This window comes from Burkholderia sp. MSMB617WGS (assembly GCF_001532025.2).
Lineage (GTDB): Bacteria > Pseudomonadota > Gammaproteobacteria > Burkholderiales > Burkholderiaceae > Burkholderia > Burkholderia savannae.
The window spans coordinates 252,008-271,594 of sequence record NZ_CP013458.1 but is presented as its reverse complement, the minus strand read 5'-3'; the positions used below and the strand labels follow the sequence as shown (position 1 = coordinate 271,594).

Annotated in this window: 17 protein-coding genes and 2 pseudogenes; 11 read left to right on the top strand and 8 right to left on the bottom strand. The window is 68.7% G+C overall.

Annotated features, from left to right (window positions below):
• Positions 1-23: 23 nt before the first annotated feature.
• Positions 24-335, top strand: a complete 312-nt coding sequence (locus WT60_RS21240; RefSeq protein WP_060356140.1) for a hypothetical protein — start codon at positions 24-26, stop codon at positions 333-335.
• Between the two features lie 38 nt (positions 336-373).
• Positions 374-1,618, top strand: coding sequence for a flavin-dependent oxidoreductase (locus tag WT60_RS21235; protein WP_060356141.1), 1,245 nt, complete (start codon positions 374-376; stop codon positions 1,616-1,618).
• A gap of 106 nt (positions 1,619-1,724) precedes the next feature.
• Here the strand turns inward: WT60_RS21235 and WT60_RS21230 are convergent, their stop codons facing one another.
• The gene (locus WT60_RS21230) at positions 1,725-2,429 is read right to left on the bottom strand and encodes an SDR family oxidoreductase (protein ID WP_060356178.1); all 705 of its coding nucleotides are present in this window, start codon (positions 2,427-2,429) and stop codon (positions 1,725-1,727) included.
• A gap of 134 nt (positions 2,430-2,563) precedes the next feature.
• On the opposite strand from WT60_RS21230, the gene gcvA reads away from it, so the two are divergent.
• Positions 2,564-3,463 carry a transcriptional regulator GcvA gene (gene gcvA, locus WT60_RS21225; RefSeq protein WP_059671377.1) on the top strand — a complete coding sequence of 300 codons (900 nt, stop codon included), beginning with the start codon at positions 2,564-2,566 and terminating at the stop codon, positions 3,461-3,463.
• Positions 3,464-3,686: 223 nt separating this feature from the next.
• Here the strand turns inward: gcvA and WT60_RS21220 are convergent, their stop codons facing one another.
• Complete coding sequence (locus tag WT60_RS21220) at positions 3,687-5,015, bottom strand: D-serine ammonia-lyase (protein ID WP_060356142.1); 1,329 nt, start codon at positions 5,013-5,015, stop codon at positions 3,687-3,689.
• Between the two features lie 95 nt (positions 5,016-5,110).
• Between WT60_RS21220 and WT60_RS21215 the strand changes: the two genes are divergently transcribed.
• Complete coding sequence (locus WT60_RS21215) at positions 5,111-6,100, top strand: LysR substrate-binding domain-containing protein (protein WP_060356143.1); 990 nt, start codon at positions 5,111-5,113, stop codon at positions 6,098-6,100.
• 255 nt (positions 6,101-6,355) lie between these two features.
• On the opposite strand, the gene WT60_RS21210 is transcribed toward WT60_RS21215, so the two are convergent.
• Positions 6,356-6,787 (bottom strand): Lrp/AsnC family transcriptional regulator, encoded by a 432-nt coding sequence (locus tag WT60_RS21210; RefSeq protein WP_038746022.1) that lies wholly within the window; start codon positions 6,785-6,787, stop codon positions 6,356-6,358.
• Positions 6,788-6,998: 211 nt separating this feature from the next.
• Here WT60_RS21210 and WT60_RS21205 point away from each other — a divergent pair, with 211 nt between their 5' ends.
• From WT60_RS21205 to WT60_RS21180, 6 genes are all read left to right on the top strand, one after another.
• Positions 6,999-8,075: an ornithine cyclodeaminase gene (locus WT60_RS21205; RefSeq protein WP_052145044.1), complete on the top strand. Its 1,077-nt coding sequence runs from the start codon at positions 6,999-7,001 to the stop codon at positions 8,073-8,075.
• 44 nt (positions 8,076-8,119) lie between these two features.
• Complete coding sequence (locus WT60_RS21200) at positions 8,120-9,064, top strand: arginine deiminase-related protein (protein WP_038746020.1); 945 nt, start codon at positions 8,120-8,122, stop codon at positions 9,062-9,064.
• Positions 9,065-9,077: 13 nt separating this feature from the next.
• Complete coding sequence (locus WT60_RS33865; protein ID WP_145986844.1) at positions 9,078-9,500, top strand: hypothetical protein; 423 nt, start codon at positions 9,078-9,080, stop codon at positions 9,498-9,500.
• Between the two features lie 11 nt (positions 9,501-9,511).
• Positions 9,512-10,828, top strand: a complete 1,317-nt coding sequence (locus WT60_RS21190) for an MFS transporter (RefSeq protein ID WP_038746017.1) — start codon at positions 9,512-9,514, stop codon at positions 10,826-10,828.
• A 431-nt stretch (positions 10,829-11,259) separates the two neighbouring features.
• The gene (locus WT60_RS21185) at positions 11,260-12,183 is read left to right on the top strand and encodes a LysR substrate-binding domain-containing protein (protein ID WP_060356145.1); all 924 of its coding nucleotides are present in this window, start codon (positions 11,260-11,262) and stop codon (positions 12,181-12,183) included.
• A 64-nt stretch (positions 12,184-12,247) separates the two neighbouring features.
• Positions 12,248-13,393: an alpha-hydroxy acid oxidase gene (locus WT60_RS21180; RefSeq protein WP_038746013.1), complete on the top strand. Its 1,146-nt coding sequence runs from the start codon at positions 12,248-12,250 to the stop codon at positions 13,391-13,393.
• A 209-nt stretch (positions 13,394-13,602) separates the two neighbouring features.
• Here the strand turns inward: WT60_RS21180 and WT60_RS21175 are convergent.
• Positions 13,603-13,839: pseudogene (locus WT60_RS21175) on the bottom strand (flavodoxin family protein); the annotation flags it as partial.
• A gap of 1 nt (position 13,840) precedes the next feature.
• On the opposite strand from WT60_RS21175, the pseudogene WT60_RS21170 reads away from it, so the two are divergent.
• Positions 13,841-14,350: pseudogene (locus tag WT60_RS21170) on the top strand (LysR substrate-binding domain-containing protein); the annotation flags it as partial.
• Between the two features lie 474 nt (positions 14,351-14,824).
• On the opposite strand, the gene WT60_RS21165 reads toward WT60_RS21170, so the two are convergent.
• Genes WT60_RS21165 through glnA form a run of 4 tightly spaced genes read right to left on the bottom strand, consistent with a single transcriptional unit; the run spans position 14,825 to position 19,534 of the window.
• Positions 14,825-15,943: a dihydrolipoamide acetyltransferase family protein gene (locus WT60_RS21165; protein WP_038746009.1), complete on the bottom strand. Its 1,119-nt coding sequence runs from the start codon at positions 15,941-15,943 to the stop codon at positions 14,825-14,827.
• A 4-nt stretch (positions 15,944-15,947) separates the two neighbouring features.
• Entirely contained in the window at positions 15,948-16,928 is a 981-nt protein-coding gene (locus tag WT60_RS21160) for an alpha-ketoacid dehydrogenase subunit beta (protein ID WP_038746007.1), read from the bottom strand.
• Positions 16,921-18,009, bottom strand: a complete 1,089-nt coding sequence (pdhA, locus tag WT60_RS21155) for a pyruvate dehydrogenase (acetyl-transferring) E1 component subunit alpha (RefSeq protein WP_038746005.1) — start codon at positions 18,007-18,009, stop codon at positions 16,921-16,923. Before pdhA ends, WT60_RS21160 begins: the two co-directional genes overlap by 8 nt.
• Before the next feature lie 19 nt (positions 18,010-18,028).
• Positions 18,029-19,534: a type I glutamate--ammonia ligase gene (glnA, locus tag WT60_RS21150; protein ID WP_038746003.1), complete on the bottom strand. Its 1,506-nt coding sequence runs from the start codon at positions 19,532-19,534 to the stop codon at positions 18,029-18,031.
• Between the last annotated feature and the right edge of the window lie 53 nt (positions 19,535-19,587).

Here is a 19,587-nt window from a genome sequence, read left to right as displayed (position 1 = left end):
ATCGCGGCGGCGAGCCGACACGGATGAAAACGGTCCGCCCGTCCGTCGATCGAAGCCAGTTTGGGTCGCGCGCGCGCACGCGTCAAGGCGCGCGCCGCACCGGCCTCTCGCGCCGGCCGATCGGGGCGACGCGCGACGATTCGCGTCGACGCGCCGCCGGTCCGGATGTCCGTTTTCCGAATAAAGTCACCAACGCATTCGGCGAAGTAAAAATCATCAATTTCACCATCGAACACAATCAGATCGACAATGAAAAATACGGCAACAACGCCCCCTTGATTTCAAGGTGGACGCATGATAATTTCCGGCCCGCTGCCTCGGATGAATATTATTGAATATCTCTTAAAATACGCACGCGGTTCATTTAACTGCCATGAAAAAGATCGTCATAGTCGGCGCGGGGATTGCGGGATTGACGCTGGCGCTCTCGCTGCACGCGCGAGGCCTATCGGTCAAGGTATTCGAGGCCACGCCGCGCATCGAGCCGGTGGGCGTGGGAATCAACATCCAGCCTTATGCGACGCAAGTGCTTCACGAGCTCGGGCTGCTCGAAACGCTCGCCCGCCAGTCGGTAACGACGAAAGAGATGGTGTTTTTCACGCGGCACGGCCAGCGCATTCATTCACTTCCGCTCGGAAAATATGGTGGCCATGATTTTCCGCAACTTTCGATTCACCGAGGAATACTTCAACTCGTTTTACTGAAGGCCGCAACCGAACGGCTCGGCCCGGATTTTCTCGTTACCGGCCATTCGTTTATCTCCCTCGCGCAAAACGAACGGTCCGTAAGGGCGATTTTTTCCAGCGCGTCGACCAACGCGGGCATCGTGAACGTGGAATGCAACGCGCTGATCGGCGCCGACGGCGTTCACTCGAATGTGTATCGTTCGCTCTATCCGGACGGCCCGCAAGCCGAAGGCAACGGCGTGCTCATGTGGCGCGGCGTCACGATCGCGCCGCCTTTTCTCACCGGCGCGAGCATGGTCCGGGTCGGCGTCCCGTCGCACGGCAAGCTCGTGATCTATCCGATCCGCAACCAGGTCAACGCGCGGGGCGATCAACTGATCAACTGGGTCGCCGAGCTGGACGAGGCCGTCTACCGCGACGGCTCGAACGCCGCACCGGGAAACGACAAGGATTTCATCCGCTTCTTCGCGTCGAGAACGTTCGACTGGCTCGACGCGCCGAATCTGCTCGAACGCGCGGCGTGCCCGATCATCGCGATGCCGATGGCGGATCGGGACCCGCTGCCCCGCTGGCAGAGCGGACGCGTCACGCTGATCGGCGACGCCGCGCACCCGATGGTGCCCGTCGGCTCCAACGGCGCCGGGCAGGCGATTCTCGACGCCCACAGCCTCGGCAAGCGTCTGGCGGAAACGCCGGACGTCTACGAAGCGCTGTCGATCTACGAGCACGACCGGCGAACGTACACGTCGAACATCGTGCTCGGCGACCGGCTCGATCTGCCCGACCGGTTGATCGACGAAGTCGACCGCCGCAGCAACGGCGCGCCGTTCTCGGACATCGACGACATCATCGAACGCGACGAAGCGAGCACGCTCGCGCTGCCGGATTATCACGGCCGCCCGCTCGCGCCGGCGCAAGCGAACGCCGCGTGACGCGCCCGCGCATCGCCGGACGGAACGCGGCGCGCGAACCGGCGAAGGCGGCCTGATCGAGCCGATCGCGATCATGGCCGCGGCTCGGCGGCTGCGGCGAGCCGCGTCACACCGCCCGCACGATCCCGCCGTCGACGCGAATGCTCTGCCCCGTGATATACCCCGCGCCGTCCGACAGCAGGAACGCGACGGTCTTCGCAATCTCCTGCGTCTTGCCGAAGCGCCCCGCGGGAATGCGCGCGACGATCTCGGGCGTCTCGGGCCAACTGTCGACGAAGCCCGGCAGCACCGCGTTCATCCGGATGTTCTCGGCCGCGTAGCGCTGCGCGTACAGCCGCGTCCATGCGCCGAGCGCCGCGCGCAGCACCGACGACACCGGCATCGGCTGTTCCGGCGCGACGGCCGCGAAGCTCGACAGGTTGACGGCCGCGCCGCCGCCCTGCGCCTGAAAAATCGGCGTCACGCGGCGCATCAGCCGGGCGACGTTCAGCAGGATCAGATCGAGCGCGTCGTGCCAGCTCGCATCCGCGATCGACAGCAAGTCGCCCTTCGGCGGATGGCCGGTGTTGTTCACGACCGCGTCGATGCGGCCGTAGCGCGCGAGCGTCTCGCGCACGAGCCGCTCGATGTCGGCCTCGTCCGTCACGGAGCCCTGGATGCCGAAGCCGCCCAGCTCGCCGGCGAGCGCGATCGCGCTGCCCGACGGCGACATCAGCGCGACGCGGTAGCCGGCCGACGCGAGCTCGCGCGCGATCGCGGCGCCCATGCCCTTGCCCGCCGCCGTGATCAATGCCACTTTTTCTACTGTCACGACAATCTCCTTCGGATGATGTGCGGGCCGCATCGCCCGCATTGCTCCTGTCGACGTGCTAATTTAGGCGCGGCGATTCGTCGTGTCGAATCATCATTTCTTGCATCTGACGATAATTTTTCTACTGGCAAAGCATGACGATCCGAATCCCCGGCCGACTGCCGCCGCTGAATGCGCTCCGCGCGTTCGAGGTATCCGCGCGGCACCTGAATTTCCGTGCGGCGGCCGACGAGATCGGCGTCACGCAGGGCGCCGTCGCGCAACAGGTGCGCCACCTCGAAGACGTCCTCGGCGTGAAGCTGTTCGAACGCCTGCCGCGCGGCCTCGCGTTGACGGCAGACGGCCTCGCGTACTGCACCGACGTGCGGCGCGCGCTGAACCTGATCGGCGACGCGACCGACCGGCTCGTCAAGCGCCGCTCGAGCCTCACGATCAGCACGACGCCGTCGTTCGCGTCGCGCTGGCTGATCCCGCGGCTCGCGAGCTTCGGCGACGAGCATCCCGACATCGACATCCGCGTGATCGCCGATTCGCGGTTCGCGACGTTCCAGAACGACGGCGTCGATGTCGCGATTCGCTACGGCAAGCCGCCTTTCGGCAAGGGGCTCGCCACGCGCTTTCTGTTTCCGGTCGACATCTACGCGGTTTGCAGCCCGGCGCTGCTGAACTCGCCCGGCGCGCTCGCGAGCCCGCGCGATCTCGCCGGGCAGGTGCTGCTGCACGACGCGCACGATCTGTGGCCCGAGTTTCTCGCCGCGCTGCCCGAGCGCGTCGCGCTCGATCCGGGCAAGGGCCCGCGCTTCAATCAATCGTCGCTCGCGATCGACGCCGCGATCGCGGGGCAAGGCGTCGCGCTCGTCAGCGATCAGCTCGTCGGCCGCGACATCGACGCGGGAAGGCTGCGCCGGCTGTTCGATTTCGCGCTGCCGCTGTCGATCGGCTATTACGTCGTCTATCCGAACGAGCCGCGGCGCCCGGACGACATCGCGACGATGGTGACCTGGCTGATTCGTCAGGCGCAGCTCGAAGCGTGACTCGATGCGCGATCCGCTATGCAGATGCGCGATTCGATGCGTCACTCGATACACAGCGCGACATCGCGTAGCACGCCCGCGCGATTGCCCGATTTGCGGCGCGACGAGCGCCGAAACGCCGCGCGCCTATCGGTTGTCGTGCGCCGCGCGGCATGCGAAACGACGCCCGCCGCGCGCGCTGCGCCCCCCAACCGCCGGCCGAAGCGGCGAAGCAGCCGCCCGCTCACGCGCGAGCGGCATCCGCTCGCCGCTGCGCGCGCGCCCGCGCCTGAAAGCGCCGATGCGCGCCGGCCGGAACGAGCGAGCCGCCCGTCGCCCAGATCACGTGCGTCGCCTCGTTCGGCGCGATGCCCCGGCCGCGCAGGTAGTCGCGCCCCGCCTGCGACGCCGCGATCCACGCCGGGCCGCCGAACGCCGCCGCCGCCGACGGCTCGAGATCGATGCCGAGCCGCTCGTTCGCGTCGAGCAGGCCGGCGAACAGCCGCCGATCGTCGACCGTGAACACGCCCGCGGCCTGCGCGCGCAGCAGCGGGCCGGCGAGGTGCGACGCCTGCGCGACCGCCAGCCCGTCCGCCTCGGTGCGATTGTCGAGGCCGATGTCGTAGACGGATATCGAACGCGCGCCGCCGCTCGCGAGCTGCACGAGCACGCACGGCGACGCGGCGGGCTCGGCGAGAAAGCAATGCACGTGCTCGCCGTACAGCGCCTTGAGCCCGTACGCGATGCCGCCCGGCGCGCCGCCGACGCCGCACGGAATGTGGACGAACAGCGGGTGACGCGCGTCGACTGTCCGGCCGGCACGCGCGAGCTGCCCGGCGAGTTCGGCGGCAGCCGTCGCGTAGCCGAGAAACAGCATCCGCGATCCTTCGTCGTCGACGAAATGGCAGCGCGGCATGCCGGCGGCCTGCCGGCGTCCGGCATCGACCGCTTTCGCATAGTCGCCCGCGTGCTCGACGACGTCCACGCCGCGCGTGTGCAGGCGCGCCTTCTTCCACGCCTTCGCGTCCGCCGACATGTGCACGACGGTCCGAAACCCGAGCGCCGACGCGAGCATCCCGATGCTCAAGCCGAGATTGCCGGTGCTGCCGACCATCACGGTGTAGCGTGCGAACAGCGCCCGCGCGTCGCCGCTCGCGAGCACGCGCCGGTCGGCGTGCGCATCGAGCAGGCCGTGCCGATCCGCGATCGATTCGGCGAGCGCGAGCACCTCGTGAAAACCGCCGCGCGCCTTGATCGAGCCGGCTACCGGCAGCGCGTCGTCCCGCTTGACGAACCACGCGCCCGCGTCCGTATGACCGGCGCGCTGCAACCGATCGGCCCGCTGCAACGGCGACGCGATCCGCCCGCCCGACGGCCGCAGCTCGGGAAACAGCGCGGCCAGCAAGCCGCCGCAGCGGCGCAGGCGCGCGTCGGCGTCGGCGAGATCGGCGGCGGTCGGCGCGATGTCCGGCAGCGGCGCGCCCTGATGCGGATTGAGCCACAGCATCGGCGAGCCAGACTGAAGTCTGGCTAATAGATTCGGATCGAGCGGAAGTTGTCGGCTGTCGTGCATGGCCTGAAATAGAATGCGATGAACAGGCCGTCATCGTACGTTCCGACGATCAGCCGATGAAGCGATCAATTCTTGCGGGAGCATAAGCCACACTAATGGATACGAAGCTCGACACGCCGCTGCTCGGCGCGCTGCGCTGCTTCGAGGCGGCCGGCCGGCTCGGCAGCTTCACGAAAGCCGCCGACGCGCTGCACCTGACGCAAAGCGCGATCAGCCAGCAGATCCGCCAGCTCGAAGCGCGTCTCGGCTATCCGCTGTTCGTGCGCCAGGCGCGCGGGCTCGCGCTCACGCCGAAGGGCGGCGTGCTGCACGAGGCGACTTTGGCGGCGTTCGCGTCGCTCGGCCGCACGCTGCGCCAGTTGAGCGCGCCGGACGCGCACCTGCAGGTGAGCTGCCTGCCGTCGTTCGCGCTGCAATGGCTGATGCCGAGGCTCACCGAGTTTCATCGGCTGCATCCGCAGACGTCGGTGCGGCTGAAAGCGGAGTTTCACGCGATCGATCGCGAGACGATGGCCGCAGGCGACATCGACGTCGCGATCCGCTGGGACCCGTTCGATTACGACGCGCTCCATGTCGAGCCGCTGTTCGACGAGCGTCTCGTCGCGGTCGCCGCGCCCGCGTATCTCGACCGGCATCCGCCGGGGGCAACGGCCGAATGGGTATCGAGCATCGTGCCGCTGCACGATGCGTCGGCGTGGCCCGATGCGCCGAAGTACGTCGAATGGCGCACGTGGCTCGCCGCCGTCGTGCCGGAATACGCAGGCGAGCTGCGCGGGCCGGAATTCAACCTCGCGAGCCTCGCGATCGGCGCGGCGCTTGCGGGGCAAGGCGTCGCGGTGTGCCGGCAGGCGCTCGTCGACGACGAGATCGCGCGCGGGCGGCTCGTCCACGTGCTCGGACGCTGCGTGCCCGCGCCCGCGCAATACAAGCTGATCCATGCGCGGCCGGACGATCCGCGCGTGCAATCGTTCGTCGCCTGGCTGCGAAGCGAATCGAACGATTACGCGGCGCGTCGACCGTCGCCGGCGGGCGGGGGGACGAAGGAGCGGCGGCGCACGGATCGGGAACCACGATCGCCGGTGTGAACGCGCGCGTCTCGCTCAATGATCCGATGTCCTGACGAACGCCTTCGGTCGGATGTCGGATGTCGGATGTCGGATGTCGGATGTCGGATGTCGGATGTCGGATGTCGCATGTCGCATGTCGAATCCCCGATGCCCGATGCGACAGGCGCGACCGCGCGCATCGCGCTTCTTCAGGCCCGATGCGCGACGCATCGAACGTCGCGCACGAACCCACGTGAAGCGCGAGCCACGCATCGCGAAACACGAACCCGCCGTTCACGCCTTGTGCGTCGACAGCAGGATGCTCGTCTCCGTATTGGCGATCCCGTCGACCAGGCGAATCACGCCCAGCACGCGATCGAAATTCTCCAGCGAATCGGCGTGGAGCTCGGCGACGAGATCCCACCGCCCGTTGGTGCTGTGGATCGTCGCGACGTTCGGATTCCCGCGCAGCACCTTGACGACGTCCGCCGCGCGATTGCCCTGCACGGCGATCGACATCAGCGCGCGAATTCGATGCTTCTCCGCGGCGGGCTTCAGCCGCACCGTATAACCGACGATCACGCCGTGCTTCTCGAGCCGCGCGATGCGGTTCTGCACGGTCGCGCGCGCGACGCGCAACTGCTTCGCGAGCGTCACGACCGGCGTGCGCGCGTTGTCGCGCAGCAGCGCGATGAGTTGTCGGTCGACGTCGTCGAGGCTGATCATGGGGAGTCTCTCCGAGCAATCAATGAAAGTGCGGCACCGGGCGGCGGCGCGAAAGCCGCCGACTGCGCATTTTGTCATCTCGAGGCAAGCAGAACGCCTAAATTATCGAGCATTCTGTCACTTTTGCTCGCTATCTGTTGGCCGAGGACTTCGAAATAATCAATTGAACGAGCGGCCCGACGAGGGCCGCGGCCAACACGGGAGACACCTCATGACACGCTTCCTCGACGTTCCCGACACGAGCCGGCTGATCGCGCGCGTCGGCGTTGCGCGCTTCGTCGGCGAACTCGTCGACACGCTGCGCGCCGATTATCTGCGCTGGAACGACTTCGACAAATCCCCGCGCGTCGCCTGCCATTCGCGCGACGGCGTGATCGAGCTGATGCCCGTCGCCGATGCGAAGCTGTTCGCGTTCAAGTATGTGAACGGCCATCCGGTCAACGCCGGCCGCGGCATGCACACGGTGATGGCGTTCGGCGCGCTCGCCGAAGTCGACACCGGCTACCCGGTGCTGCTCGCCGAGCTCACGCTGATCACCGCGCTGCGCACGGCCGCGACGTCGGTGCTCGCGGCGCGCGCGCTCGCACGCGACGACGCGAGGACGATGGCGCTGATCGGCAACGGCGCGCAGAGCGAGTTCCAGGCGATCGCGTTTCACACGCTGCTCGGCATCGACGAGATCCGCGCGTACGACATCGATCCGCACGCGACCGACAAGCTCGTGCGCAACCTGTCCGCGTATCCGGGGCTGCGCGTGATCCCCGCCGCATCGACGGCCGGCGCGGCGCGCGGCGCCGACATCGTGACGACCGTCACCGCCGACAAGGCGTACGCGACGATCGTCACGCCGGACATGATCGAGCCCGGCATGCATCTGAACGCGGTCGGCGGCGATTGCCCGGGCAAGACCGAGCTGCACGCGGACGTGCTGCGCATGGGCCGCGTGTTCGTCGAATACGAGCCGCAGACGCGCATCGAAGGCGACATCCAGCAGATGCCGGCCGATTTTCCGGTGACCGAACTGTGGCGCGTGCTGCGCCAGGAGGCGGCCGGGCGGGACAGCGCGTCGCAAGTCACGATCTTCGATTCGGTCGGCTTCGCGCTCGAGGACTACTCGGCGCTGCGCCATCTGCACGCGCTCGCGCTGCGGCACGACGCCGGCACGCCGATCTCGCTGATCCCGCCCGCCGACGATCCGAAAAACCTGTACGCGCTGATCGGCGCGCCGGCCGGCGTCGCGCCCCGCGCGACGCCGGCGTTCGTTCGAGCGGAAGCGTTCTCGCGCTGAGGCGTTCGGCGCGCCGCGCCCTTCTCGTTTTCTCGTCGCACTCCATGAGTCTTCAGTCGATTCAGGCGGCTGCGGCCGTCGTCATGATCCGGCCGCACCGTTTCTTTCCGAATCCGGACACGGCCGCCGACAACGCGTTTCAACGCACGCCCCCGGCCGGCGACGACGCGCGCGCGCAGGCCGTCGCGGCCGCCGCGCGCGACGAAGTCGCCGCGGCCGCGGGCCGGCTGTCGGAGGCGGGCGTCCGCGTGCACGTCTTCGACGATCACGGCGACGGCAACACGCCGGATTCCGTGTTCCCGAACAACTGGTTCTCGACGCATCCGGGCGGCCACGTCGCGCTATATCCGATCTGCAACGCGAATCGCCGGCGCGAGCGGCGCGCGGACGTCATCGAGATGCTCAAGCGCGAATACCGCGTGCAGGACGTGATCGATTTTTCCGGCCTCGAGCACGACGACGTCTTTCTCGAAGGCACGGGCGCGATGGTGCTCGACCACGTCGCGCGCGTCGCGTACACCGCGCGCTCGCGCCGCGCCGATCCCGTCGCGCTCGAACGCTTCTGCACGCATTTCAATTTCGAGCCCATGTGCTTCGACACCGCCGACGCCGACGGCCGCCCGGTCTATCACACGAACGTGATGATGAGCATCGCGACCGAGTTCGCGTTGGTGGGCCTCGATCTGATCAGCGATCCGAACCGCCGCGACGAAGTGCGCCGCCGCATCGCCGAAACGGGCCGGACGGTGATCGCGCTCGAGAACGAGCAGATCGCCGAGTTCGCCGGCAACGCGCTCGAGCTGTCCGCGCGCGACGCGCGCGTGCTCGCGCTGTCGCGCCGCGCGCTCGATTGCCTCACGCCGCGCCAGCGCGGGCTGATCGAACGCTCGGCGCGGCTGCTGCCGCTCGACGTGCCGACGATCGAGACGGCGGGCGGCTCGGTGCGCTGCATGCTCGCGGGCGTCCACCTCGCGCGCCGGCCGACGTAGCGCGCTGCGTGAAGTGTCGCGATTCGAAGCGCCGGCTCGCCGCCGGCGCTTTTTTTCCACCTCCGATCGCCTGGAGCTACCCGGGAGCGACCCGATTCGGTCAGTCTCTGCGCGCACGGCACGCGACGCACGGCCGGTCGCGATCGATTCGGCGGCGGCGTCGATGCCGATGCAGGCGAACGAATCGGATTCGCTAGACGCGAGCGGCACGACGCGCGTGCTCGAACACCATCGAGGCCGCGGGCGCGCCGCCGCGCCGCGTGCCGGTTCGCGCAAGCGGCTGCCGATGCGCGAGCGGTGCGTGAGCGTCACCCATGCTTCGGATTGGAAAACAGAATCGAACGAAGGCCGCCCGGCGGCGGACGAGCGGGCGGATCGCTCGCTCGTCCGCCGCCTCGCCCGCGCCTCCGCCACCGTCACGCCGTCATCACCCTGACAGGATCGCCCATGCCTACCCCGACTCTGCGCACGCATCAGCCCGTGCGCGCCGCGACGGCCGCCTTCATCGGCACGGCCGTCGAGTTCTACGATTACTACACGTACGCGACCGCCGCCGCGCTCGTGCTCGGCGACGTGTTCTTCCCGAGCGGCAATCATTTCGTCAGCACGATGGCGTCGTTCGCGACGTTCTTCGTCGGCTTCGTCGCGCGGCCGCTGAGCGGCGCGGTGTTCGGCCATCTCGGCGACCGGATCGGCCGCAAGAAGATGCTCGTCCTGACGATGTTCCTGATGGGCATCGCGACGACCGGCATCGGCCTGCTGCCCGGCTACGCGACGATCGGCGTCTGGGCGCCGGCGCTGCTCGTGCTGCTGCGCATCCTGCAGGGGATCGCGGTCGGCGGCGAATGGGGCGGCGCGGTGCTGATGGCGAGCGAGCATGCGAGCGCCGAGCGCAGGACGTTGTTCGCGTCGTTCCCGCAGATGGGCAGTCCGGCCGGGCTGATCCTGTCGCTGCTCGCGTTCCGGTTCGTCACGTCGCTCGATCACGACAGCTTCGTGTCGTGGGGCTGGCGTCTGCCGTTCCTCGCGAGCTTCGTGCTGCTGCTCGTCGGCGTCGCGATCCGGCTCGGCGTCAACGAATCGCCGGAGTTCGAGCGCGTGCGCGACAGCGGTGCGATCGCCCGCTATCCGGTCGCCGACGCGCTGCGCACCGCGTGGCATCCGATCGTGCTCGCCGCCGCCGCGACGACGATCGGCTCCGCCGGCTTCTTCTTCACCAACACGTTCATGATCTCGTACGCGACGACGTATCTCGGGATGTCGAAATCGTTCATTCTCGATTGCCTGTTCATCGTCACGATCATCCAGCTGTTGTCGCAGCCCGTCTCGGCGCTGCTCGCGCAACGCTTCGGCGAAACGCGGTTTCTGATCTGCGCGGCGCTGCTGTCGATGCTGTCGCCGTATCCGATGTTCGTCCTCGTCCGCACGCACGATCCGGTCGCGATCGTCGCGGGCATCGCGTTCGCGGTCGTCGCGCTGTCGGCGGTCTACGCGGTGATCGCGGGCTTCATGACGCCCGCGTTCCCGACGCGCGTGCGCTATTCGGGCATCTCGATCGCGTACCAGCTGTGCGCGCTCGTCGCGGGCGGCACGACGCCGCTCGTCGGCGCGATGATCGCGCAGCGCTATCAGGGCGAATGGCTGCCGCTCGCGCTGTACTTCTCGCTGCTGTCGCTCGTGTCGCTCGCCGGCATCGCCGGGCTCGGCCGATATCGGCGGAATCTGCGCGCCGCCGCGCCGCAAGCGTGGGCCGTGAGCTCGTAAGTCCGCTCGTCGCGCGGCGGCGCACGTGCCGATCTCGAATGAAGGCGCGGATCGTCGCGTCTTGCATGATCGATTACCGGCAGGTGGGCGGGAAGTCTCGCGGCCGAGATGGTGGTCGGGTAGCGGTCGGGTAGCGGTCGGGTAGCGGCCGGGTAGCGGTCGGGTGGCGGTCGGGTGGCGGTCGGGTGGCGGTCGGGTGGCGGTCGGGTGGCGGCCGCATGACGACGCGGCCGAGCGAGGCGCGCCGCCCGACCGCGTCGCGGCGATTCGCGCGCGACACATCGGCTCCATTTCGTGTCGAGCGGATATTCATCCGATGAAACGCGCCGCCGCCAATGCACGCTCGATCGAAGCCGCGCCGCGCGACGGCACGCCGCCGGCCGGGCGTCGTCCGCGCAACCGCCGCGAAACCGGTCGATTAGAATCGCCGGATGAACGCCTCCGACCTCCGCGACCTCCGCCTCCCGTCCCTCGACGGCCTGCTCGCCTTCGTGGCCGCCGCGCGCCACGGCACGTTCGAGCGCGCGGCCGAGGAGCTGTGCGTGACGGGAAGCGCGGTCGCCAAGCGCGTCGCGGCGCTCGAACAGTTGCTCGGCGTGCAGCTGCTCGTGCGCAGCGGCAAGGCGCTGGCGCTGACGTCGGCCGGCAGCGAATATCTGCATCAGGTTCATGCGCCGCTGCATCTGCTCGCCGCGGTGCCGCTGCACCGGCGCGGCGCAGGCAACGCGGAACGGCTGCGGATCTGCGCGCCGCCGACGTTCGCGCGACAGGTCATGGTTCCGCGTCTGGACGAATTCACGCTTGCGCACCCGGGCGTGGAGCTCGAAGTGATGCTCGCGAGCCCCTTTCCCGACGGTCCGCCGACGGGCGCCGATCTCTGGATTCGCGGCGGCGGCCCGATTGTGTCGGGCGCGACCGTGCTGATGGTCGATTCGCTGACGCCGCTTGCCGCGCCGTCGCTGCTCGAACGGCACGCACCGTTGCGCGCGCCCGCGGATCTCGCCGCGCTGCCGCTCCTCTGCACGCCGCTCGAACCGTGGACGCCGTGGTTCCGCGTCGCCGGCCTCGACTGGCCGGAGCCCGCGAACGGCCCGAAGCTGATGGATCTCGGGCTCCTGCTCGAGGCGGCGGTCAGCGGCCAGGGCGTCGCGCTCGGCAGCCCCGCGCTCGCGCGCCACTGGCTCGCGTCGGGTGCGCTCGTCCCGCCGTTTCCGCGCATCGCGCGGCCGGCCGCCCCGTATTACGTGATGCCGCACGCGTCACGCGCCGCCGCAGACGCGTTCGTGGCCTGGCTCGCGAGCGTCTGCGAGCGCGCGGCGCACGACGGCGCGGAATTTCTTTCGCGCCGCGCCTGAAGATATTTCCGGGCGCGACGCCGGGCGCGGCGTTAGCATCGTCGCCACCCTCTCGGAGCCGCCCATGTCCGTCCCGATCACCTGCATCGAAGATCTTCGCGTTCTCGCGAAAAAACGCATCCCGCGGATGTTCTACGACTACGTCGACACGGGCTCCTACACGGAAACGACGTATCGCGCGAACGAAGCGGACTTCCAGCACGTCAGGCTGCGTCAGCGGGTCGGCGTCGACATCTCGCAACGCAGCCTGCGCACGACGATGGCCGGGCAGGACGTCGCGATGCCGGTCGCGCTCGCGCCGACCGGGCTCGTCGGCATGATGCGCGCCGACGGCGAGATTCTCGCGGCGCGCGCCGCGCAGCGGTTCGGCGTGCCGTTCACGCTGTCGACGATGAGCATCTGCTCGATCGAGGACATCGCCACGCATGCGCCCGGGCCGTTCTGGTTCCAGCTCTACATGATGCGCGAGCGCGACTTCATCGAGCGGCTGATCGAGCGCGCGAAGGCGGCGGGCTGCCCCGCGCTCGTGATGACGATGGATCTGCCGATCGGCGGCCAGCGGCACAAGGACGTGAAAAACGGCTTGTCGACGCCGCCGCGCATCACGCTGGCGAACCTGCTGAACATGGCGAGCAAGCCGCGCTGGTGCATCGGCATGGCCCGCACGCGCCGCCGCCATTTCGGCAACATCTTCGGGCACGTGAAGGGCGTGACCGACATGTCGTCGCTCGAATCGTGGACCCGCGAACAGTTCGATCCGGCGATCGGCTGGCGCGACGTCGCATGGGTCCGGCAACGGTGGAGCGGCAAGCTGATCGTCAAGGGCGTGCTCGATCCGCGCGACGCGCTCCTCGCGGCCGAAGCGGGCGCGGACGCGATCGTCGTGTCGAATCACGGCGGCCGTCAGCTCGACGGCGCGATATCGTCGGTCGAAGCGCTGCCCGCCATCGCCGATGCGGCCGGCCGGCGCGTCGAAGTCTGGCTCGACGGCGGCGTTCGCACGGGGCAGGACGTACTGAAGGCGGTCGCGCTCGGCGCGCGCGGCACGATGATCGGGCGCGCGTTTCTCTACGGCGTCGCGGCGCTGGGCGAGGAGGGCGTGTTTCGCAGCCTCGACATCATCGCGCGCGAGCTCGACACGACGATGGCGCTGTGCGGCCATACCGACATTCGATCGGTGGATGCCGACGTGCTCGCGCGGCGGTTTTGAACCCGCTCGGCGCGCATGCGGGAACGCGCGCGCACGGCGATGGGCGCATGGCGCTCAAGTGCGAGCTTCGCGCGGCGACGCACCGCACGCGATGCGCGATGCGCGATGTGCGACGCGTGACACGTGACGCGTGACACGTCGCACGCGATGCACGATGCATCACGCCGGGCGACGCATCGCCTCGCATCTTCTCGCACGCCGCCGCCCCGCTACGCGATATGCGCGGCGAATCCCGACCGCTCCGGCGCGACGTCGTCCCGCAGCGTGAGCCGCGGAATCTCGTACTCGCCGGCATTCTGCGCGCGATAAGGTATCGGCGCGGTTTTCCAGAAATCGTCGAGGCGCTGCCCGAGCGAATCGCAGATCGTCTCGAATCGCGCCTCGTCGGTGCGGCTCGTCCGATAGACGACGAACGGCGGCAGCACGTCGAAGCCGGGGTAATACAGTCTCGCCGTCGTCGAGACGGTGCCGTCGCGGATCGCGAAGCAGGCGGAGCAAGGCGACATCGATCTCGCCTTCCACATCACCGAATGCGCGCCGGGCAACCTGCGCCATCGCGCGCTCTTCACCGAACGGTACGTGCTCGCCGGGCGCGCCGGCCATCCGCGCCTGAAACGGCGGCCGACGCTCGCGCAATTCTGCCGGCTCGATCACGTGATCGTGTCGCCGGACGGCGGCGGCTTTCAGGGCGTCACCGACCATGCGCTCGCGAAAGCCGGCCTCACGCGGCGCGTCGTGCTGTCCGTGCCGCACTTTCTGTTCATGATGTCGGTCGTCGCGAGCAGCGATCTCGTCGCGATGATGCCTTCGCGACTCGTCCGCGACAACCGCGCGCTGCGGGTGGTCGAGCCGCCCGTCGACGTGCCCGGCTTCCAGATGGCGATGCTGTGGCACGAACGCTCCCATCGCGACTCCGCGCACATGTGGCTGCGCGAGCACATCGCGGCATCGGTCTGACGCCGTTCGGTTCGGCGCCGGGATGCGCGACGCCGCACGCGAACGGCAAGAAGTCCTGATCGACATTCGACGCTTCGATCCAGTCTTCCCGGGTCACGGGGTACGGGGGCGTCGAGAGGCCCGCGCAGTCCGGCGGCAATGCGGGCGCATCGCGGATTCCGATGCGTTTCAATGCCCCTTTTGAATGAGACGTTGACCGACGAGCAACCCGAAAACGGCAATGCGCGGCGGTATCGCTTCCTCATGCAAAGGATGACGAAGTTTCGATGAAGGCAAGACTTGCGACACAGTTGATCCGAGCTCGCGCACCGGCCATCCGGGCGGCGAGGAGCACATTCGCGGCGGCGGCGCGGCAACCGCCGCGCTCGGGAAATTCGTCATGCGCGGACGACGTCGAGCAACGATCGTGCGCGTCGCATGCATCACATGCATCGCGCGCGTCGTGCGTATCGCGCAGCCGCGCGAGCCATCGACCTATTGCGGCGATTGCAGATCCGCGATCGCCGCCGCGAGAAAGCGCGCCGCCTCGCCGCCCGTGACCACCCGATGATCGAACGTGAGGCTGAGCGGAAGAATGCGATGCACGGCGGGCACGCCGTTCGCCGCCACGACCGCGTCGTGCACGCGCCCCGCGCCGAGAATCGCGACGGTCGGCGGCACGACCACGGGCGCCGCGTACTTGCCGGCGATCATTCCGAAGTTCGACAGCGTGATCGTGTTGCCGCGCAGCTCGTCGGGCGGAATCTTGCGCGCGCGGATGTCGGCGCGCATCCGGTCTAGCCCGCGGCGCAGATCGGCGGCGTCGCGATGCGCGACGTCGCGCAGCACCGGCACGAACAGGCCGTCCGGCAGATCGACCGCGATGCCGACGTCGATCTTCGCGACCACGTGGCGGCGCCCCGCCTGCCCGTCGAACCACGCGTTGAGCCCGGGCTCCGCGCGGCAGCCGGCGACGAGCGCGCGAATCAGGCGCATCGTCACGTCCGCGCCCGCGGGCCACGCGTGGATGTCGGCGTCGTCGATCACGGTCGCCGCCGCGACTTCGCTCTGCGCGCGCGCCATGTTCTGCGCCATCGCTCGCCGCACGCCGCGCAGCACCTCGGGCGGCCCGAGCTCGGCGAGCACTTTCGCGACGCGCTGCACGTCCGCCGCGGTGATCACGCCGTCCGCGCCCGACGGCGTCACCATCGCCAGATCGACGTCGAGCTTGCGCGCGAGCGCGCGCACGGCGGGAATCGCCTTGATCGCGCCGGCCGCGCGCCCGCCCGGGCCCGCGCCGAGCGCCGCGGGCGTCTCGTGCACCACGTGCTCGCCGACCGTCATGTGGCCGACGACCGTGCCCGCATCGGCTTCGTCGGCTTCGCCCTCGAACGCGACGAGCGGCGCGCCGAGATGAACGATGTCGCCCGGCTGCCCGAACAGCTTCGCGATTCGGCCCGCTTGCGGCGACGGAATCTCGACGATCGCCTTCGCGGTCTCGACGGACACGAGCGGCCGGTCGGCCTCGATCGTGTCGCCGGCCTTCACGTGCCATTCGACGATCTCGGCTTCCTGCAAGCCTTCGCCGAGGTCGGGCAATTTGAAGATCTTCATGTCTTTACAGCGCCTCCAGCGTCTTTCCGACCGCGTCGACGATGCGCGCGACGCTCGGCACGTACTGGCTTTCGAGCCGGAACAGCGGCACGACGACGTCGTAGCCCGTCACGCGCTGCACGGGCGCGAGCAGCGAATACAGGCAACGCTCTGCGACGAGCGCGGCGATCTCCGCGCCGAAGCCGGCCGTGCGCGGCGCTTCATGAACGATCACGCAGCGTCCCGTCTTCGAAACCGACGCGACGATCGTGTCGGCATCGAGCGGCTTGAGCGTCGCGACGTCGATCACTTCGGCCGTCACGCCCTCTTGCGCGAGCTGGTCGGCGGCCGCCAGCACGTCCTGCAGCATCGCGCCCCAGCTGACGAGCGTGACGTCGGAGCCGTCGCGCAGCGTGAAGCACGTGTCGAGCGGCAGCGCGTCGCCGTTGTCTTCGACCGGCTGCCTGAACAGGCGATACAGGCGCGACGGCTCGAAGAACATCACCGGGTCCGGATCGCGGATCGCCGCGAGCAGCAGCCCGTAAGCGCGCGCGGGCGTCGATGGAATCACCACGCGCAGCCCCGGAATGTGCGCGAACATCGCCTCGGGGCTTTCCGAATGATGCTCCGGCGCGTGAATGCCGGCGCCGCACGGCGCGCGGATCACGAGCGGGCACGACAGCCGGCCGCGCGTGCGGTGGCGCAGCCGCGACGCATGATTGAGCACGTGATCGATCGCCGGATAGACGAAGCCGGTGAACTGGATTTCCGCGACGGGCTTGAGCCCCATCGCCGCCATGCCGATCGCCGCGCCCGCGATCGCCGTCTCCGCGAGCGGCGTGTCGATCACGCGCTGCGCGCCGAAGCGCGCCTGCAAGTCGACGGTCGCGCGAAACACGCCGCCGTTCGCGCCGATGTCCTCGCCGAGCAGCACGACCGACGGATCGTGCGCGAGCTCGTACGCGAGCGCCAGATTGACCGCTTCGACGAGATTCAGATCAGCCATGATGATTCCCCGCGGCCGGCGCGAACGCGAGCGCCGTCGCGAGCTGCTCCCGCATCGCCTGCGGCAGGCTCGCGTACAGATGGTCGAACATCGCCGACGCATCCGGCTGCGGCACGGCGAGATACGCCTGCACCGCTTCTTCGACCTGCGCGTAGCACGCCTTGCCGAGCTGCTCGTCCTGCGCCTTGTCCCACACGTTCCGATGCATCAGGTATTTGCGCAGGCGCAGCAACGGCTCGAACTCCCATTGCTTGCCGACGGTTTCGGCATCGCGGTAGCGCGTCGCGTCGTCCGCCGTCGTGTGATCGCCGAGGCGGTAGCTGAGCGCTTCGACGAGCGTCGGGCCGCCGCCGCGCCGCGCGCGCTCGATCGCGTCGCCCGCGATCTGGCGCACCGCGACGATGTCGTTGCCGTCGATCTGCCGCCCTTCGATGCCCGCGGCGATCGCCTTCTGCGCGAGCGTGCGCGCGGCCGTCTGCCGCGCGCGCGGCATCGAGATCGCCCACTGGTTGTTGTTGACGACGATGACGAGCGGCGCGCGCCACGCGCCCGCGATGTTCATCGCCTCGTAGAAATCGCCCTTCGACGTGCCGCCGTCGCCGAGTATCGCCACCGCGACGCGCGCTTCTCCGCGCAGCATGAACGCATACGCGGCGCCCGCCGCATGGCACACCTGCGTGCCGATCGGCACGCAGTTCGGAAAATCCAGGCGCGCGGCCGCGAAATCGCTGCCGCGCTCGTCGCCGCCCCAATAGAGCAGGCTCTCCGTCATCGTGACGCCGCGCATGAACTGCGCGGCATGATCGCGGTACGACGGAAACAGCACGTCGTCGGCCCGCATCGCGCTCGCGACGCCCACGCCGATCGCCTCCTGCCCGACCGACGACGCAAACGTGCCGATCTTGCCGGTGCGCTGCAGCGCGATCGCTTTCGTGTCGAACGCGCGCGTGAGCACCATCGCGCGATAGAGCGGCAGCAACGCGGCCGCGTCCTGCGCGAACGCGGGCAACGGCTGGACCGGCTCGCCGTCGGGGCCGAGGTATTGCGTGTAATCGATGTCGAAGCTGCCGACCGTGGTCATCGCGGGCCTCCTCGTTCTTCTAGACGTCGAAGTACAGATAGAACTCCCAAGGATGCGGACGCAGCCGGATCGCATCGAGCTCGCGCCTGCGCTTGTAGTCGATCCACGTGCGGATCACGTCGTCGGTGAACACGTCGCCCTTGCGCAGGAACGCGTTGTCGGCTTCGAGCGCGGCGAGCGACGCGTCGAGCGAGCCCGGCACCTGCCGGACCTTCGCCGCTTCCTCGCGCGGCAGCTCGTAGATGTTCGTATCGAGCGGCGGGCCCGGATCGATCCTGTTCTCGATGCCGTCGAGCCCGGCCATCAGCATCGCCGCGAACGCGAGATACGCGTTCGCCGACGGATCGGGGCAGCGAAACTCGACGCGCCGCGCGGCGGGCGCGTCCGACACCATCGGAATCCGCGCGGCGGCCGAGCGGTTGCGCTGCGACATCGCGAGATTGACGGGCGCTTCGTAGCCCGGCACGAGGCGCTTGTACGAATTCGTCGTCGGCGCGCAGAACGCCATCAGCGCCGGCGCATGCTCGAGCAGTCCGCCGATGTACCAGCGGCACAGCTGCGACGTCATCGCCCAGCCGTGCGCGTCGTAGAACAGATTGCGTTCGTCGGCCCACAGGCTCTGATGGCAATGCATGCCGCTCGCGTTGTCCGCGAACAGCGGCTTCGGCATGAACGTCGCGACCTTGCCGTGCCGGCGCGCGACGTTCTTGCACACGTATTTGTAGATCATCACGTTGTCGGCCATGCGCGTGAGCGTCGCGAAACGCATGTCGATTTCGTTCTGGCCGGCCGTCGCGACTTCGTGATGATGCACTTCGACCTGCACGCCCGCGCGCTGCAGCGTCAGCGCGATTTCCGAGCGGATGTCCTGCAGCGTGTCGTTCGGCGGCGTCGGAAAATAGCCTTCCTTGTAGCGCTCCTTGTAGCCGAGGTTGCCGCCGCCGTAAGCGCCCTCGTCTCGGCCCGTCGCCCAATCGCCCTCGGCCGATTCGACGTGGTAGTAGCCGCTGTGCTGATCCTGGCCGTAGCGGATCGAATCGAAAATGAAGAATTCGAGCTCCGGGCCGACGTAGCAGGCCGTCGCCACGCCCGTCGCACGCAAATGCGCTTCCGCCTTTTTCGCGACGTAGCGCGGATCGCGCGAATACGGCCCGTGCGTCGCCGGATCGATCACGTCGCAAAGAATCGACAGCGTCGGCGCCTCGCATACCGGATCGACGAACGCGGTCGTCGGATCGGGACGCAGCAGCATGTCGGATTCGTGAATCTCCTGGAAGCCGCGGATCGACGAGCCGTCGAAACCGATTCCCGCGCTGAACAGATCCGCGTGGAGTTCCGGAAGCGTGATCGAGAAATGCTGCCAGAGGCCCGGCAGATCGGTGAACTTGAGATCGACGATCTGGATGCCGTGCGTACGCACCAGTTCGATCACGTCGCTCACGCCGGCCGGCCGCGCGATGCGGTAGCTGCCCGCTTCGACGGACGCCGCGAACGGCGATCCTGCGTCGCCTTGCGTATTCGACATGGGCTTTCTCCTTGCTTCAGCCCTTTCCTCTGCCTGCAATCCGCCTTCGGCCC

What these genes read in the sequence shown, in the direction of transcription:
- WT60_RS21240 (WP_060356140.1), top strand. Translation starts at nt 24, where the DNA reads ATGAAAACGGTCCGCCCGTCCGTCGATCGAAGCCAGTTTGGGTCGCGC.
- WT60_RS21235 (WP_060356141.1), top strand. Translation starts at nt 374, where the DNA reads ATGAAAAAGATCGTCATAGTCGGCGCGGGGATTGCGGGATTGACGCTG.
- gcvA (WP_059671377.1), top strand. Translation starts at nt 2,564, where the DNA reads ATGACGATCCGAATCCCCGGCCGACTGCCGCCGCTGAATGCGCTCCGC.
- WT60_RS21220 (WP_060356142.1), bottom strand. Translation starts at nt 5,015, where the DNA reads ATGCACGACAGCCGACAACTTCCGCTCGATCCGAATCTATTAGCCAGA.
- WT60_RS21215 (WP_060356143.1), top strand. Translation starts at nt 5,111, where the DNA reads ATGGATACGAAGCTCGACACGCCGCTGCTCGGCGCGCTGCGCTGCTTC.
- WT60_RS21210 (WP_038746022.1), bottom strand. Translation starts at nt 6,787, where the DNA reads ATGATCAGCCTCGACGACGTCGACCGACAACTCATCGCGCTGCTGCGC.
- WT60_RS21205 (WP_052145044.1), top strand. Translation starts at nt 6,999, where the DNA reads ATGACACGCTTCCTCGACGTTCCCGACACGAGCCGGCTGATCGCGCGC.
- WT60_RS21200 (WP_038746020.1), top strand. Translation starts at nt 8,120, where the DNA reads ATGAGTCTTCAGTCGATTCAGGCGGCTGCGGCCGTCGTCATGATCCGG.
- WT60_RS21190 (WP_038746017.1), top strand. Translation starts at nt 9,512, where the DNA reads ATGCCTACCCCGACTCTGCGCACGCATCAGCCCGTGCGCGCCGCGACG.
- WT60_RS21185 (WP_060356145.1), top strand. Translation starts at nt 11,260, where the DNA reads ATGAACGCCTCCGACCTCCGCGACCTCCGCCTCCCGTCCCTCGACGGC.
- WT60_RS21180 (WP_038746013.1), top strand. Translation starts at nt 12,248, where the DNA reads ATGTCCGTCCCGATCACCTGCATCGAAGATCTTCGCGTTCTCGCGAAA.
- WT60_RS21165 (WP_038746009.1), bottom strand. Translation starts at nt 15,943, where the DNA reads ATGAAGATCTTCAAATTGCCCGACCTCGGCGAAGGCTTGCAGGAAGCC.
- WT60_RS21160 (WP_038746007.1), bottom strand. Translation starts at nt 16,928, where the DNA reads ATGGCTGATCTGAATCTCGTCGAAGCGGTCAATCTGGCGCTCGCGTAC.
- pdhA (WP_038746005.1), bottom strand. Translation starts at nt 18,009, where the DNA reads ATGACCACGGTCGGCAGCTTCGACATCGATTACACGCAATACCTCGGC.
- glnA (WP_038746003.1), bottom strand. Translation starts at nt 19,534, where the DNA reads ATGTCGAATACGCAAGGCGACGCAGGATCGCCGTTCGCGGCGTCCGTC.